Raw genomic sequence first — 14,925 nt, 5'->3', positions numbered from 1 at the left:
TTTTCCTGGAGTCTGCTATGAACAAAACACACGGCGCGGCGCTTGCTGTCGTCCTTGGCCTGATGCTGTCCAGCTTTGCAAGCGCCGAGGAGGAAGAGGGCACGTTGGCGCTCACCGCGCAGCAAATCGAAGCCGCTGGTATTCAACTGGCCCAGGCCCAACCCCGGCCGATCAGCACGCTGTTGTCATTGCCGGGGGAGGTGCGTTTCGACGAAGACCGCACCTCGCATATCGTGCCCCGCGCGGCCGGCGTGGTGGAGGCGGTGAAGGTCAACCTTGGCCAGGCGGTGAAGAAGGGCGAGTTGCTGGCGGTGATCGCCAGCCAACAGATTTCCGATCAGCGCAGCGAGCTGGCGGCCAGCGAGCGCCGGGTCGAACTGGCGCGCACCACCTTCCAGCGCGAACGCCAACTGTGGCAGGACAAAATCTCCGCCGAGCAAGATTACCTGCTGGCGCGCCAGACCCTGCAAGAAGCCGAAATTGCCCTGAATAACGCGCGGCAGAAGATGACTGCTCTCAGCGGCAGCGCCGTGCTGGTGGGCGGCAATCGTTATGAGCTGCGCGCGCCTTTTGCGGGCGTGGTAGTGGAAAAACACCTTGGCGTCGGTGAGGTGGTCAGCGAGACCAGCAACGCCTTCACCCTCTCGGACCTGTCCCAGGTGTGGGTCACGTTCGGCGTGTTTCCCAAGGACTTGAACAAGGTGCGCGTCGGCAAGCCGGTGAAGGTCAGCTCCACGGAAATGGGCACCGAAGTACTCGGCACCGTGGCCTACGTGGGCAACCTGCTGGGTGAACAGACACGCACCGCCACCGTACGCGTGAGCGTGCCCAACCCCGATGATGCCTGGCGCCCTGGGCTGTTTGTGACCGTGCAAGTTGCCACGGATACCTACCCGGCCAAGGTCACCGTACCGCAAGCCGCGATCCAGACCGTCGAGGACAAGCCCTCGGTGTTTGTGCGCACCGCAGACGGTTTCGTCACCCGCCATCTGGAACTGGGTATCAGCGAAAACGGCTACGTCGAGGTACGCCAGGGCCTCGACGCCGGGGCGCAAGTGGCCACCGTCGGCAGCTTCATCCTCAAGTCCGAACTGGGCAAAGGCTCGGCCGAACACGCCCATTGATCCTGCGAGTGATTTCTCATGTTTGAGCGCCTTATCCAATTCGCCATCGAGCAGCGCATCATCGTGCTGCTGGCGGTGCTGTTGATGGCCGGTGTCGGCATCGCCAGCTATCAGAAACTGCCGATCGACGCGGTGCCCGACATCACCAATGTGCAAGTGCAGATCAACTCCGCGGCCGCGGGTTTTTCGCCGCTGGAAACCGAGCAGCGCATCACCTTTCCCATCGAAACCGCCATGGCCGGTTTGCCCGGCTTGCAGCAGACCCGTTCGCTGTCGCGCGCCGGGTTGTCCCAGGTAACGGTGATCTTCAAGGACGGCACCGACCTGTTCTTCGCTCGCCAACTGGTCAATGAGCGTCTGCAAGTGGCCCGTGAGCAGTTGCCCACCGGCATCGAAACGGCGATGGGGCCGATTTCCACCGGGCTCGGGGAAATTTTCCTGTGGACCGTGGAAGCCGAAGAGGGCGCACGCAAGGACGACGGCACGCCCTACACCCCGACCGACCTGCGGGTGATCCAGGACTGGATCATCAAGCCGCAACTGCGCAACGTGCCGGGCGTGGCCGAGATCAACACCATCGGCGGCTTCGCCAAGGAGTACCAGATTGCCCCCGACCCCAAGCGTCTGGCCGCCTACAACCTGACCTTGAGTGATCTGGTCACGGCGCTGGAGCGCAACAATGCCAACGTCGGCGCCGGCTATATCGAGCGCAGTGGCGAACAGTTGCTGATCCGCGCACCGGGGCAAGTCGCGTCCATCGATGACATCGCCAACATCGTGATCACCACGGCCGATGGCACGCCGATTCGTGTGCGCAATGTGGCCCAGGTTGAGATCGGCCGTGAGCTGCGTACCGGCGCCGCCACGGAAAACGGCCGTGAGGTGGTGTTGGGCACGGTGTTCATGCTGATCGGCGAAAACAGTCGCACCGTGTCCCAGGCGGTGGCGTCGAGGCTGGAGCAAATCAACCGTTCGCTGCCCGAAGGCGTGGTAGCCGTCACGGTCTACGACCGCACCAACCTAGTCGAAAAAGCTATCGCCACCGTGAAGAAAAACCTCTTCGAAGGCGCGCTGCTGGTGGTCGCGGTGCTGTTCCTGTTCCTCGGCAATATCCGCGCGGCGTTGATTACCGCGATGGTGATTCCCCTGGCGATGCTGTTCACCTTTACCGGGATGTTCACCAACAAAGTCAGCGCCAACCTGATGAGCCTCGGCGCGCTGGACTTCGGCATTATCGTCGACGGTGCAGTGGTGATCGTCGAGAACGCCATCCGCCGCCTCGCCCATGCCCAGCAACGGCACGGCCGCCTGTTGACGCGCAGCGAGCGCCTGCACGAAGTCTTCGCCGCGGCCAAGGAAGCCCGCCGCGCCCTGATTTTCGGGCAACTGATCATCATGGTGGTGTACCTGCCGATCTTCGCCCTCACCGGTGTCGCCGGGAAGATGTTCCATCCCATGGCCTTCACCGTGGTGATCGCCCTGCTTGGCGCGATGATTCTGTCGGTGACCTTCGTGCCGGCGGCGATTGCGTTGTTCGTCACCGGCAAGGTCAAGGAGGAAGAAAACCTGGTGATGCGCAGTGCGCGCCGCGCCTATGCGCCGGTGCTCGATTGGGTGATGGCACACCGGCCACTGGTGTTCGGCCTGGCGGTGTTGACCATCGTTGCATCAGGGGTGGTGGCCAGCCGCATGGGCAGTGAATTTATCCCCAGCCTCAGCGAGGGCGACTTCGCCCAACAGGCCCTGCGCGTGCCCGGTACCAGCCTGACGCAATCGGTGCAGATGCAGCAGCAGTTGGAAAAAACCTTGATGGCCCAGGTGCCGGAAATCGAGCGGGTGTTTGCCCGCACCGGCACTGCCGAGATTGCCTCGGACCCCATGCCACCGAATATTTCCGACAGTTACGTAATGCTCAAGCCCAAGGATCAGTGGCCTGATCCGAAGAAGTCGCGGGATGCCCTGATCGCCGATATCCAGCGCGCCAGTGCAATCGTGCCAGGCAGTGCGTACGAGTTGTCGCAACCGATTCAACTGCGCTTCAACGAGTTGATTTCCGGGGTGCGCAGCGACGTGGCGGTGAAGGTGTTTGGCGATGATATGGCGGTGCTCAACGCCACCGCCGGGGAAATCGCCGAGACCTTGCAAAGGCTTGGCGGCGCCTCGGAGGTGAAGGTGGAGCAAACCTCCGGCCTGCCCGTGCTGACCATCAATATCGACCGCGACAAAGCCGCACGTTTTGGCCTGAACGTCGGGGATGTGCAGGACACCATTGCGGTCGCCGTCGGTGGGCGCCAGGCCGGCACGCTGTACGAAGGTGACCGCCGTTTCGACATGGTCGTGCGTTTGTCCGATGCGCTGCGCACCGATATCGACGGCTTGTCGCGGCTGCTGATCCCGGTGCCTGCGTTGGCGGGTAGCGCGTCCGCGCAATTGGGCTTTATCGCCTTGTCCCAGGTCGCCAGCCTGGACCTGGTGCTCGGCCCCAACCAGATCAGCCGCGAGAACGGCAAGCGCCTGGTGATCGTCAGCGCCAACGTGCGTGGGCGGGATATCGGCTCGTTCGTGGACGAGGCCGAGGCGGCCATCAGCGCCCAGGTCAAAGTACCGGCGGGCTACTGGACCACCTGGGGCGGCCAGTTCGAGCAGTTGAAGGAAGCCTCCGAGCGCTTGCGCATCGTGGTGCCGGTGGCGTTGCTGTTGGTGTTCGGCTTGTTGTTCATGATGTTCAACAACCTTAAGGACGGGTTGTTGGTGTTTACCGGAATTCCGTTCGCATTGACCGGTGGGATCATGGCCCTGTGGTTGCGGGATATTCCACTGTCGATCTCGGCGGGGGTGGGGTTTATCGCGTTGTCCGGGGTGGCGGTGCTCAACGGCCTGGTAATGATCGCGTTTATCCGCAACCTGCGTGAGGAAGGACGTTCGTTGTCAATGGCGATCAATGAGGGGGCGTTGACCCGCCTGCGTCCGGTCTTGATGACGGCGCTGGTGGCGTCCCTCGGGTTTATCCCCATGGCCCTGGCCACTGGCACCGGCGCCGAGGTGCAGCGACCGTTGGCGACGGTGGTGATCGGCGGGATTATCTCCTCTACGTTGCTGACCTTGCTGGTGTTGCCGGCGTTGTACCAGTGGGCACATCGCCGTGAAGAGGAGGCTGCCTGACTTCTTTAAAAACACCGCAAAACCATGTGGGAGGGGGCTTGCCCCCGATGGCGGTGGGTCAGTTGATACAGGTGTCAGCTGACACACTGTTATCGGGGGCAAGCCCCCTCCCACTCTAGACCTGCGCTGTTTTCAGGTGCTGGGGAAACACCAGGTTGAACCGCGTGAAGCGCCCGGGCTGGCTGCTGACGTCGGCGTGCCCCTGATGCAGGTGCATGATCGACTGCACAATGGCCAGCCCCAGCCCGGTGCCACCTTCGGCGCGGGTACGGCTGCTGTCGGCGCGGTAGAAGCGTTCGAACAGGTGCGGCAAGTGGTGCGCTTCGATGCCGCGCCCCGGGTTGCCCACCGACAACGACACGCTCTGGTCGTAGGTCTCCACCAGCAGCAACACGCTGGAGCCTTCGGGCGTATGGCGAATGGCATTGGACAGCAAATTGGAAATGGCTCGCTGAATCATCAGGCGATCCCCCATGACCCAGGCGTCGCCGCGCAGGTTCAGGGTCAGGTGCTTGTCTTCGGCACTCAGGGCGAACAGCTCCATCACCCGTTGCGCTTCCTCGCCCAACGAGACCGGGCTAAACCCGGCCCGCGCCGCTGGGTGGCTGACCTGGGCGAGAAACAGCATGTCGGAGACGATGCGCGACAGGCGCTCCATTTCCTCGGTGCAGGATTCCAGCCCGGCCTTGTACTCCTCCAAGGGGCGGTCGCGGGACAACGTGACCTGGGCCTTGCCCATCAGGTTGGTCAACGGCGCACGCAGTTCGTGGGCCAGGTCGTCGGAGAACTGCGACAACTGCCGTACACCGTCATCCAGGCGATGCAGCATGAAATTGATACCCTGGGCCAACTCACCCAGCTCCTTGGGGAGGTTGTCCAGGCTCAGGCGATGGGTCAGGTCCTGGGTGCTGACCTTGGCCGCCACGCGGCTGAACTGCTGCAATGGGGCGAGCCCGCGTTGCACCAGCCACCAGGCGCCCATGCCGATCAGGATCAGCAGCAGCGGCAGGGCGATCACCGTGGAGCGCAGGTAGGCACTGAGCAACGCCTCGTCATCGGAGCGATCCAGTGACAGCAACACACGCACGTTTTCCCCGCTGTGCAATGGCAGCAGGCGGGTGGCACTGAGGATACGGTTGCCACGGTCGTCCACCCAGTTCAGGTAGGCCAGGGCCTTGCCGGCGGGTACGTCGAGCAACAGCGGCTGCTGGGGCTTGGCACCGACGCTCAGCAAGACCGGCGCATCGGCTCCGGTGCCCATGATGGTCAGGTAGATGTTGTCGTGGCCCATGATCAGGTCCAGCAGCGAATGGGGGCGGGCGCTGATGTCGTCGAGGTTGAGGCCCTGGCGCAGGCTGTGCTCCAGCTGCTCCAGCTTGTTTTCCAGCCCCCTGCGCGCAAGTTTCTCCAGTTCGTGGGTCAAGGCCAGGTAGGCCAGGGTCGCCAACAGCACGACCAGGCCGGCGCCCATCAGGCTGACCGTCAGGCCCAGGCGCATCGACAGGCTGCTGGTCCTCATGGGCGCGCCTCCAGCACATAGCCGACGCCGCGAATGGTATGGATCAGCTTGACCTCACTCTGGTCATCGACCTTGCCACGCAGGCGGCTGATGGAGACTTCCACTACGTTGGTGTCGCAGTCGAAATTCATGTCCCAGACCAGGGAAATGATCTGCGTGCGGGTCATCACCTCACCGGCCTGGCGCATCAACACGTGCAGCAGGGCGAACTCCTTGGTGGTCAGGTCGATGCGCCGGCTGCCGCGATAGGCGCGATGCCGACGCGGGTCGAGTTCCAGGTCCGCGACACGCAGCACGTCGGGCAACGGAATATGTTCGCTGCGCCGTAGCAAGGTGCGCACGCGGGCCAGCAGTTCGGGAAACTCGAAGGGCTTGACCAGGTAATCGTCGGCGCCCATGTCCAGGCCCTTGATCTTGTCGGCCAGCCGGCCACGCGCGGTCAACATCATCACGCGTTGATTGCCGTCGCGGCGTAGTTGTTCCAGTACCTCCCAACCGTCAGTGTTGGGCAGGTTGACGTCGAGGATCACCAGTTCATAGGTGTTCTGCCTGGCCAGGTGCAGACCATCGATGCCGCTGGCGGCACAGTCGACGACATAACCACTTTCGGTCAAGCCTTGCTGCAGGTAGTCGGCGGTTTTCTGCTCGTCCTCAACCACAAGGATACGCATGGGGATTTACCTTCAAGTGAAACGAAAGGAGATGACCTCATAGAGGCTTGAATGGGCGTAGGAAAACTCTGAAGCCTGAAGTAACTTTAGGGTCAAGCCGCGTCAGGCCGGTGCGACGATTCGTCACTGAACCGGCACACAAAAAAAACGCCCCGGCTGGGGCGTAAAAATTCATCTCTGTTCCAAAGGAGCTACACAAAAGCCGCAGAGATGAGATGTGTTCGATGTGCAGTATAAAAAGTGCAACTTAACGGGAAGGTGAGGCCGATATTACAGTTCTGACAGACTTCAACTTGTGAACAGATGTAGGGCATCGGCAAGTTAATGTAAGCGGGTGTCTTAGAGCACCGCCAAGGGATATTCGACAATCACCCGGACTTCTTCCAAGTCGGATTCAAACGAACTTGAGCGCACGGTGGCCTGGCGAAGTCGCAGCGACAGATCCTTCAAATTGCCGCTTTGCACCACATACTTGGCTTCGATATCCCGCTCCCAGCGACGTTGGTCGGTCAGCGGGTTGCCGGCGCCATCGCGGCGCATATACACCGCGTTGGCGTTGCTGTAGTCGGCGTCGGTGCCCTTGCCGTAACGGGTCATGAATGACAGGCCGGGAATGCCGAAGGCCTGCATGTCCAGGTCGTAGCGCACCATCCACGAGCGCTCCTTGGGCGAGTTGAAATCGCTGTACTGGATCGAGTTGTTGAGGAAGATCGAGTCCGACTGGCGCAGGTAATCGAAGTCGTCATCGCCGTTGTTGCGCTGGTGCGACACGGCCAGGCTATGGGCGCCAACCTTCACCCCGAGGCGGGCGCTCCAGATGTTGTTGTCGAATTGCCCGAGCAGCTTTTTGCCTTCATCCACCGCCTTGTAATAGTTGACGTCGCCAAACAGCGAGACGTCGTCATTGAGTGGGTAACTGGCGGCGCTGCCGACGTAGTACTGGTCCCAGGCGTCTTTCAGGCGGCTGCTGTACAGGCTGACGCTCAGATGCTTGTTGAGTTGGTAATCGCCGCCGAAATAGCCGATCCAGGGCGAGTCGACCGGGCCGGCATAAAACGTCGCGAAACCTTTGTTCATGCCGCTCTCGTTGGGCTGGCTCATGCCACTCAGGCGCCCACCTTGCACGCTCAAGCCTTCGAGGCTGGTGTTCTGCAAGGTCACACCGCGAAAACTCTCGGGCAATACACGCGAATCGCCGTAGGCCACCACCGGGGTCAGCGGGAATACGTCACCGGCCTTGATCACGGTATCCAGCACGCGCAGTTTCGCGGCGCCGCCGACTTTGCTGTAGTTGTCCTCGGGGTGGTTGCTGCTGTCCACCGGCAGGACGCCGAACGACCCCTTGCCACCGCTGCGGCCGGTGCCCGAGTCGAGCTTTACGCCGACCATGGCAAAGGCGTCCAGGCCGAACCCTACGGTGCCTTGGGTGAAGCCCGATTCGAACTTGCCGATCAAGCCCTGGGCCCAGGCTTCGGAATAGCCATTGCCGGTGGGGCTGGACTGGCCCTTGCGATCATCGCGGTTGAAGTAAAAGTTACGCGCCAGCACGTTCACGCTGCTGCCTTCGATAAAGCCTTCGGGTGTGTCTTCCACGGCCACGGCTGCCAGGGGCAAGGCCGCACACAGTGAAAGGGGAAGTGTGACGTAACGGATACGCATGTTCAGCTCCTCGGTGTTGGCAGTTATCAGCTTCTTATGGAGGTGGGCGTTCTTATTGATCTGGCCCAGGCTGATAGTTGCAAACCGAAGATAACGGCTGCGTGGCGCGGACATTACAATTCTGGAAACTTGCGGCCACCTAACAGATAAGTAATGTTCCAGTGAACATGGCGTCAGGGTTCGCTGGTTAATCTCGGCACTGAACTTTCAGTCGAGGAACCTGTGATGAACTTTTATAAAACTGCCCTGGGTGTATTCATTGCCGTTCTGTCATTCGGTGCGCTGGCCGAAGGCGGCGGTGACCGTACCTTCGCCCTGATGATGGAGCGCAACGAACAAGCCATGGCCGCCTACGCCGCGAAACAGGGCAAGCCGGCGCCCGAGGTGCAGGCGTATCGCTATGGCCTGGAGTTGGACATTGCCAAGGTGGTCAACGTGACGCCGCCGATCCGCTCGTGCAACGCTGTACCGTCGCGGATGACCTATGAAGACTCCAACGGCAAGCTCAATACCCTGGAATACCAAGTGATGGGCGTGTGCCGAAACAACGGCAGTTAATGGCTCTGGAAAAACAATGGGGTGCAGCCTGGAACGGCTCTTCAGAAAACGCCGGCAGCGCCGATGCAGGGCAGTGAATGCCCAGTCCCAAGTGATCGGCAGCATCGTCAAGACCATCAGTGCATCGCCGAACAGACCAACCTGCTGGCGCTCAACGCGGCCATCAAGGCGGCGCGAGCCGACCCGCAGGGCTTGTGCTTGAGGTATCGTAGGCTTTTTCACGTTTGAAGAGCCGACCCTCCATGAGCCCTACCCACCGTCGCCCCGTTCCGCTGTCCAAGGCCTACCGCTTGCTCAACCACGGCCCGACCGTGCTGGTCAGCGCGGCGCATAATGGCCAGCGCAATATTATGGCCGCCGCCTGGGCCATGCCGCTGGACTTTGAACCGCCGAAAGTCGCTGTGGTGCTGGACAAAGCCACCTGGACCCGCCAACTGCTGGAAGGCGCCGGTACCTTCGTGCTGCAAGTGCCTTGCGCGGCGCAGGCCGACCTGGTGCAGACTGTCGGCAACACTACCGGCACCGAGCGCGACAAGTTCGCCGCCTATGGCTTGCACACTTTCCAAGGGGAATACACCGACGCGCCGTTGCTGGAAGGCTGCGTCGCCTGGTTGGAATGCCGGCTGCTGCCCGAACCCCACAACCAGCAGACCTACGACCTGTTCCTCGGCGAAGTGGTCGCGGCCTATGCCGACGAGCGCGTGTTCAGTGATGGCCGCTGGCACTTCGAAGGTTTTGATGAGCTGCGCACCTTGCACCATGTGGCGGGTGGGCATTTCCTCACCATCGGCCAGCCGATTGATGGGCATCAGCTCTAGGCATGTCCCCGTGGTTGAGCGTGTTTCAACGCGGGCGCGGTCAGCGCCCGAGCATCTTCACCCAACGCGATGGCGGCATGCCGTAGGTGCTGCGAAATTGCCGGGTCATATGGCTCTGGTCGGTGAAGCCGGCGGTCATCGCCGCATCCACCAATGATTGGCCCTGGGCCAGCAAGTGACGCACCAGATCCAGCCGGCGCATGGTCAGGTAACGGTAGGGGCTGGTGCCGAACAGCAAACGGAAATCCCGCGACAAGGCCCAGCGATCGCGCCCGGCGTGATCGGCGATTTCATCCAGCGTGATGCTGCGGCCCAGGGCGCTGTGGATAAATTCGCGGGCGCGCTCGGCGGCCACGTAATCGAAGGTCTTGCGGCTGATAATGGCACCGGAGGCGTTACTCAGCGCGTGGGCCAGATTGAACATCGCGTCCTGTTCCTGCAACGGGTCGATAGGGTTATCCAGGTTTTGCAATAACACTTCGCTGGCGCGGAACAGCCTTGGGTCGGTGGATAAACCGTTGGGGATAAACGGCAACGGCTTGCCGCCGAGGATCTGTTGGATCAGCGACGGCTCTACGTAAATCATCCGGTACTTGAAGCCCTCGTCACTGCCGGCGTGGCCGTCGTGGGTCTCATCGGGGTGAAGCACCATGGTCGTGCCGGGCAGGCTGTGGATCATGTCGCCGCGATAATGAAAACTCTGCACGCCGAACAAGGTACGGCCGATGGCGTAGGTGTCATGGCGATGCGGGTCGAACGCGAAGCCGGCAAAGTACGCCTCGATACGGTCCAGGCCGCTGGCGTGCGGGGCGCGGTGCAGCCAGTCGAGAGTGGGGGTGGGTTTACCCATGGTGACTTGTCACAAAAAGAGGTGGAAACACGTTAACCCAGTCTGCGTCCCTTGTCTGCCGGGGTCTTGTACGATTGTGCAGGGGGCAGGCGAGGCCTATGATCGCGGTTCGTGCCCTGTGCTGATGGAGTTGCTCCCATGGATGTTCTCAACCCCGCCTACGTGGCGCCGCTGGTCTCGCTGGCCCTGCTGTGGACGGTGGCAGTGGTCACGCCCGGCCCCAACTTCTTCAACACGGCGCAGCTCGCCGCCAGCTGTTCGCGCCGCCATGGCGTGGTGGCCTCGGCAGGTGTGGCCACCGGGACGATCATGTGGGGGTTGGCGGGTGGCCTGGGCATCAAGTCGCTGTTTACCGCCGCGCCGATGCTGTACCTGGCGTTCAAGATCATCGGCGGCTGCTACCTGATCTACCTCGGGTTGAAACTGTTCAAGCGCTCGGCTCCGGCCATGGGCCAGAGCCTGTTGCCGGACGAACCCCGGCGTTCGTTATTTTCCGCCTGGCGCCTGGGCTTGTTGGGCAACCTGTCGAACCCCAAGGCCGCACTGTTCGTCGCGACCATCTTCGCATCCACCATGCCGCCGTCACCGTCTCCGATGCTGCTGACCCTGGCGGTGATCACCATGGCGACCTTGTCGTTCAGTTGGTACTCCAGCGTGGCGCTGGTGTTTTCCAGCGCGCGCATGGCCAACCTCTACAGCCGTTCGCGTAAATGGCTCGACCGCTTTGCCGGTGGGTGCTACATGCTGTTTGGCGCACATCTGGTAGCGAATCGCTGACCACCCGTGGTAAGAAGCCTTACTTTCAAAAGCGAGGCGGATCATGAGCAAGTTGCGCGTAGGGATTATTTTTGGTGGCCGTTCGGCCGAGCACGAAGTCTCGCTGCAATCGGCGCGCAACATTGTCGATGCCCTTGACCGGTCACGCTTCGAGCCCATCCTGATCGGCATCGACAAGGCCGGCCACTGGCACCTCAACGACACCTCGAACTTCCTGATCAACCAGGAAAACCCGGCCCTGATCGCCCTCAACCAATCCAATCGTGAACTGGCGGTGGTGCCCGGCAAGGCCAACCAGCAAGTGGTGGAAACCTCAGGCAGTGGTTTGCTGGAACACATCGATGTGATCTTCCCCATCGTCCATGGCACCCTCGGCGAGGACGGCTGCCTGCAAGGTTTGCTGCGCATGGCCGACTTGCCTTTTGTCGGCTCTGACGTACTGGGGTCGGCGGTGTGCATGGACAAGGACGTCAGCAAACGCCTGCTGCGCGACGCCGGCATTGCCGTCACCCCGTTCATCACCCTCACGCGCCGTAACGCGGCCCGCACCTCGTTTGAAACGGCCGTGAATACGCTAGGCCTGCCGATGTTCGTCAAACCGGCCAACCAAGGCTCCTCGGTGGGGGTGAGCAAGGTCGCCAACGAAGCCGAATACCACGCGGCCGTCGAACTGGCCTTGGGCTTTGATGAGAAAGTGCTGGTGGAGTCCGCTGTCCAGGGGCGCGAGATCGAATGCGCCGTACTCGGCAACGATAACCCCATCGCCAGCGGCTGCGGCGAGATCGTGGTGAGCAGCGGGTTCTATTCCTACGACAGCAAGTACATCGACGACCAGGCCGCCCAGGTGGTGGTCCCGGCCGATATCAGCACTGAAGCCAGCGAGCGAATTCGCCGCCTGGCGATCGAGGCGTTTGAGGTGCTCGGGTGCGCAGGGTTGGCTCGGGTCGATGTATTCCTCACCGATGACGGTGAAGTGTTGATCAACGAAATCAATTCACTGCCCGGTTTTACCCGTATCAGCATGTACCCCAAGTTATGGCAGGCGGCGGGGATGAGTTACAGCGAGTTGGTGAGCCGGTTGATCGAGCTGGCGCTGGAGCGGCATGCGGGGCGCAAGGGCTTGAAAATCAGCCGCTGAACATACCGAGAGGGCGCTGTGACGAGTGGCCCCGCCACAGGTGGGATGTACGCGCTCAGGGTTTGCGAGCGATCCACGAGTAGATCAGCGTCTTCGTCTCCTGCGGGTGATGGGTCCTTCGGCGGTAGCTGGCAAACAGCGGCGACGTGCAATACGTACACACTTCACTCACCTCGATCTGTTCGCGCCGAACCCCGGCCGCTTGCAGCAGCATCAGCCCATACCGGCTCAGGTCAAACCAGGCACTGTCTGTGTGTCTTGCTTGGGGGGGCGTGATGTGCGGCGCCAGCAGCGGTCGTGGTTGCTCAATGCTCCATGGCGCCCGGTCGTGTTGCCATAAGTGGCCCTGGTCAGCCTGGAACTCGGCAATGAACCCTTCGCTCACTTCATAACAACACGGTTTGATCGATGGCCCGATGGCGACCAGCAACTGATCGACGCCAATCCCTGCGTCGGCAAAGTGCTGCACGGTAGTGGCGACAATCCCGCGTTGCAGGCCTTTCCAGCCGCCATGAACGGCCGCTACGCGTTCGCCATTTTTGGCGGCGAACAGAATGGGCAGGCAATCGGCGGTGATCACTGCGATCGGCTGGTGATGGCCTGTATGTACCCCATCCGCCTCGATCGTATTGGCCACCTGGCCCGCCTGCCACTCAATCACCGCGGCGCTGTGCACTTGCTTGCAGATGAATACTTCATCTGGCCGCGATGGGTCGTCGATCAAACAAAAACCATGGTCGACACCCGCGAGGGCGCCGAGATTATTGGCCTGCTGCAAGGGGCTTTCTCCGCTGATTGACCTCAGTCACCGTATGCCTCGCCTTCCCGTCGAGGGTCCGCGCCGCCGCTCAGCGATACCTTACCCTGGGCGTCGCGCGTGCGAATGATCGCCTGGATACCGCTGGTCATCTCAATCTCGCTCAGCGCATGGCCCTTGTCCTTGAGTGCCTGTTTCAACACGGGGCTGAACAAACCGCTTTCCAGTTCGGTTGCGCCATTACGGCTGCCAAAGTTGGGTAGGCTGATGGCGGCTTGCGGGTCGAGGTTCCAGTCGAGCATGGCCACCAGTGACTTGCTGACGTACTCGATGATCTGCGACCCGCCCGGCGAGCCCAGTGTGGCCAGCAGCTCACCGCTCTGGCGGTCGAACACCAGGGTCGGCGCCATGGCCGAGCGCGGGCGTTTACCGGGTTGTACGCGGTTGGCCACCGGCTGGCCGTTTTCTTCGGCAATAAACGAGAAGTCGGTCATCTGGTTATTGAGTACAAAGCCCTGGACCATCAGGTGCGAGCCAAACGCGGCTTCCACCGTGGTGGTCATCGACACGGCGCCACCCCAGTCGTCCACCGCTACCACCTGCGAGGTGGAGATGCGCAGCGGCGAGCGGTCGGGGGCGTAGGCCACCTGGATACCGGCCGGCTGGCCGGGCTTGGCGATGCCCAGGCTGCGTTCACCGATCAGCGCGGCGCGTTGGGCCAGGTAGCTCGGCGCGACCAGGCCGGCCACGGGCACCGGTACAAAGTCTGCATCGGCCACATACAGCGCACGGTCGGCAAAGGCCAGGCGACCGGCTTCGGCGATCAGGTGCACGGCTTCGGGTACCGGCTCAAGGCCGGCCGGCGAAGCGCTCTTCACCGGCCTCATGGGGGCGATGGCCAGGCGTGGGTCGCGGGCCTCCAGCGCCTGCAATGTGCCCATGATCTGCGCGATGGCAATCCCGCCCGACGACGGTGGTGGCATGCCACAGATTTTCCAGCGCTTGTAATCGCTACACAGCGGCACGCGTTCCTTTGCCGCGTAGCCCTTGAGGTCGGTTGCCGACAGGCTGCCTGCATTGTGGTTGCCCTGCACCTTGCGGGCGATCTCCTCGGCAATCGGGCCGTTGTACAGCGCGTCCGGACCATCCTGGGCGATGCGCTTGAATACGGCGGCCAGCGCCGGGTTTTTCAGCAGGGTGCCGGTGGCTTTCGGCGTGCCATCGGCATTCAAGAAATAGGCGGCCATGTCTGGCGAGTGCGGGATAAAGCGGTCAGCGGCAATCAGGCTGTGCAAGCGCGGGGAAATCGCGAAGCCCTGTTCCGACAGACGAATCGCAGGCTCGAACAGCTTGGCCCATTGCAGGCGTCCGGTCTTTTTGTGCGCCATGTCCAGTGCACGCAACACACCGGGCGTCGCCACCGAACGCCCGCCAATCTGCGCATCGGTAAACGCCATCGGCTGGCCGTCGGCCTTCAGGAACAAGCGCTCAGTCGCCCCGGCCGGTGCCGTCTCACGGCCGTCATACGCGTGCACGTTTTTTCCGTCCCACAGCATGATGAACGCACCACCGCCGATGCCGGACGATTGCGGTTCCACCAGGGTCAACACGGCCTGCATGGCAATCGCCGCGTCGATGGCAGACCCGCCCTGGCGCAGCATTTCACGCCCGGCCTCGGCCGCCAGCGGGTTGGCGGCGGCCGCCATATGGTGCTGGGCGTGCTGGGTGGTGAGGTCGGCGCGATAGCCCGACCCCAACTCCGGCGCCGGTGGCTGTTCGTTGACGGGGGGGTGGCAGGCCGCGAGGGCCAGGGCTGCGGCAATGATCGTCAACTGACGGCGGTAAATCGAAAACACGCGCTGAACTCCGTTCATTTTGAGAATGATCTGTTG

12 protein-coding genes and 1 pseudogene are annotated in these 14,925 nt (G+C 62.1%); 7 read left to right on the top strand and 6 right to left on the bottom strand.

Annotation, left to right across the window (positions count from 1 at the left end; translation table 11 throughout):
• The first annotated feature begins 17 nt into the window (after nucleotides 1–17).
• Both AC1Q6I_RS27850 and AC1Q6I_RS27845 read left to right on the top strand, forming a co-directional pair.
• Nucleotides 18–1,124 carry an efflux RND transporter periplasmic adaptor subunit gene (locus tag AC1Q6I_RS27850; protein WP_102624506.1) on the top strand — a complete coding sequence of 369 codons (1,107 nt, stop codon included), beginning with the start codon at nucleotides 18–20 and terminating at the stop codon, nucleotides 1,122–1,124.
• An 18-nt stretch (nucleotides 1,125–1,142) separates the two neighbouring features.
• Entirely contained in the window at nucleotides 1,143–4,286 is a 3,144-nt protein-coding gene (locus AC1Q6I_RS27845) for a CusA/CzcA family heavy metal efflux RND transporter (RefSeq protein WP_024073230.1), read from the top strand.
• A 115-nt stretch (nucleotides 4,287–4,401) separates the two neighbouring features.
• Here the strand turns inward: AC1Q6I_RS27845 and AC1Q6I_RS27840 are convergent, their stop codons facing one another.
• From AC1Q6I_RS27840 to AC1Q6I_RS27830, 3 genes are all read right to left on the bottom strand, one after another.
• On the bottom strand, nucleotides 4,402–5,805 hold the full coding sequence (locus AC1Q6I_RS27840; protein WP_102624505.1) for a heavy metal sensor histidine kinase: 1,404 nt from the start codon (nucleotides 5,803–5,805) through the stop codon (nucleotides 4,402–4,404).
• Nucleotides 5,802–6,476 carry a heavy metal response regulator transcription factor gene (locus AC1Q6I_RS27835; protein WP_024073232.1) on the bottom strand — a complete coding sequence of 225 codons (675 nt, stop codon included), beginning with the start codon at nucleotides 6,474–6,476 and terminating at the stop codon, nucleotides 5,802–5,804. The genes AC1Q6I_RS27840 and AC1Q6I_RS27835 overlap by 4 nt, the downstream gene beginning before the upstream one ends.
• 339 nt (nucleotides 6,477–6,815) lie before the next feature.
• Complete coding sequence (locus AC1Q6I_RS27830) at nucleotides 6,816–8,135, bottom strand: OprD family porin (RefSeq protein ID WP_024073233.1); 1,320 nt, start codon at nucleotides 8,133–8,135, stop codon at nucleotides 6,816–6,818.
• Between the two features lie 225 nt (nucleotides 8,136–8,360).
• On the opposite strand from AC1Q6I_RS27830, the gene AC1Q6I_RS27825 reads away from it, so the two are divergent.
• From AC1Q6I_RS27825 to AC1Q6I_RS27815, 3 genes and pseudogenes are all read left to right on the top strand, one after another.
• Nucleotides 8,361–8,693, top strand: a complete 333-nt coding sequence (locus AC1Q6I_RS27825) for a DUF2790 domain-containing protein (protein WP_102624504.1) — start codon at nucleotides 8,361–8,363, stop codon at nucleotides 8,691–8,693.
• Between the two features lie 85 nt (nucleotides 8,694–8,778).
• Nucleotides 8,779–8,885, top strand: a pseudogene (locus AC1Q6I_RS27820) (methyl-accepting chemotaxis protein); the annotation flags it as partial.
• A 50-nt stretch (nucleotides 8,886–8,935) separates the two neighbouring features.
• On the top strand, nucleotides 8,936–9,511 hold the full coding sequence (locus AC1Q6I_RS27815; protein WP_024073235.1) for a flavin reductase family protein: 576 nt from the start codon (nucleotides 8,936–8,938) through the stop codon (nucleotides 9,509–9,511).
• A 40-nt stretch (nucleotides 9,512–9,551) separates the two neighbouring features.
• Here AC1Q6I_RS27815 and AC1Q6I_RS27810 read toward each other — a convergent pair whose 3' ends face one another.
• Nucleotides 9,552–10,361 carry an AraC family transcriptional regulator gene (locus AC1Q6I_RS27810; protein ID WP_102624503.1) on the bottom strand — a complete coding sequence of 270 codons (810 nt, stop codon included), beginning with the start codon at nucleotides 10,359–10,361 and terminating at the stop codon, nucleotides 9,552–9,554.
• A 138-nt stretch (nucleotides 10,362–10,499) separates the two neighbouring features.
• Between AC1Q6I_RS27810 and AC1Q6I_RS27805 the strand changes: the two genes are divergently transcribed.
• On the top strand, nucleotides 10,500–11,138 hold the full coding sequence (locus AC1Q6I_RS27805) for a LysE family transporter (protein WP_024073237.1): 639 nt from the start codon (nucleotides 10,500–10,502) through the stop codon (nucleotides 11,136–11,138).
• 43 nt (nucleotides 11,139–11,181) lie between these two features.
• Nucleotides 11,182–12,276 carry a D-alanine--D-alanine ligase gene (gene ddlA / locus AC1Q6I_RS27800; protein ID WP_102624502.1) on the top strand — a complete coding sequence of 365 codons (1,095 nt, stop codon included), beginning with the start codon at nucleotides 11,182–11,184 and terminating at the stop codon, nucleotides 12,274–12,276.
• A 55-nt stretch (nucleotides 12,277–12,331) separates the two neighbouring features.
• On the opposite strand, the gene pgeF is transcribed toward ddlA, so the two are convergent.
• Entirely contained in the window at nucleotides 12,332–13,054 is a 723-nt protein-coding gene (pgeF, locus tag AC1Q6I_RS27795; protein ID WP_102624501.1) for a peptidoglycan editing factor PgeF, read from the bottom strand.
• Nucleotides 13,055–13,077: 23 nt separating this feature from the next.
• Nucleotides 13,078–14,907 carry a gamma-glutamyltransferase gene (gene ggt, locus AC1Q6I_RS27790; protein WP_093235691.1) on the bottom strand — a complete coding sequence of 610 codons (1,830 nt, stop codon included), beginning with the start codon at nucleotides 14,905–14,907 and terminating at the stop codon, nucleotides 13,078–13,080.
• Between the last annotated feature and the right edge of the window lie 18 nt (nucleotides 14,908–14,925).

The sequence above is a fragment of the Pseudomonas sp. MPR-R2A5 genome (assembly GCF_058793055.1).
This window is presented reverse-complemented; position numbering and strand designations above follow the sequence as displayed.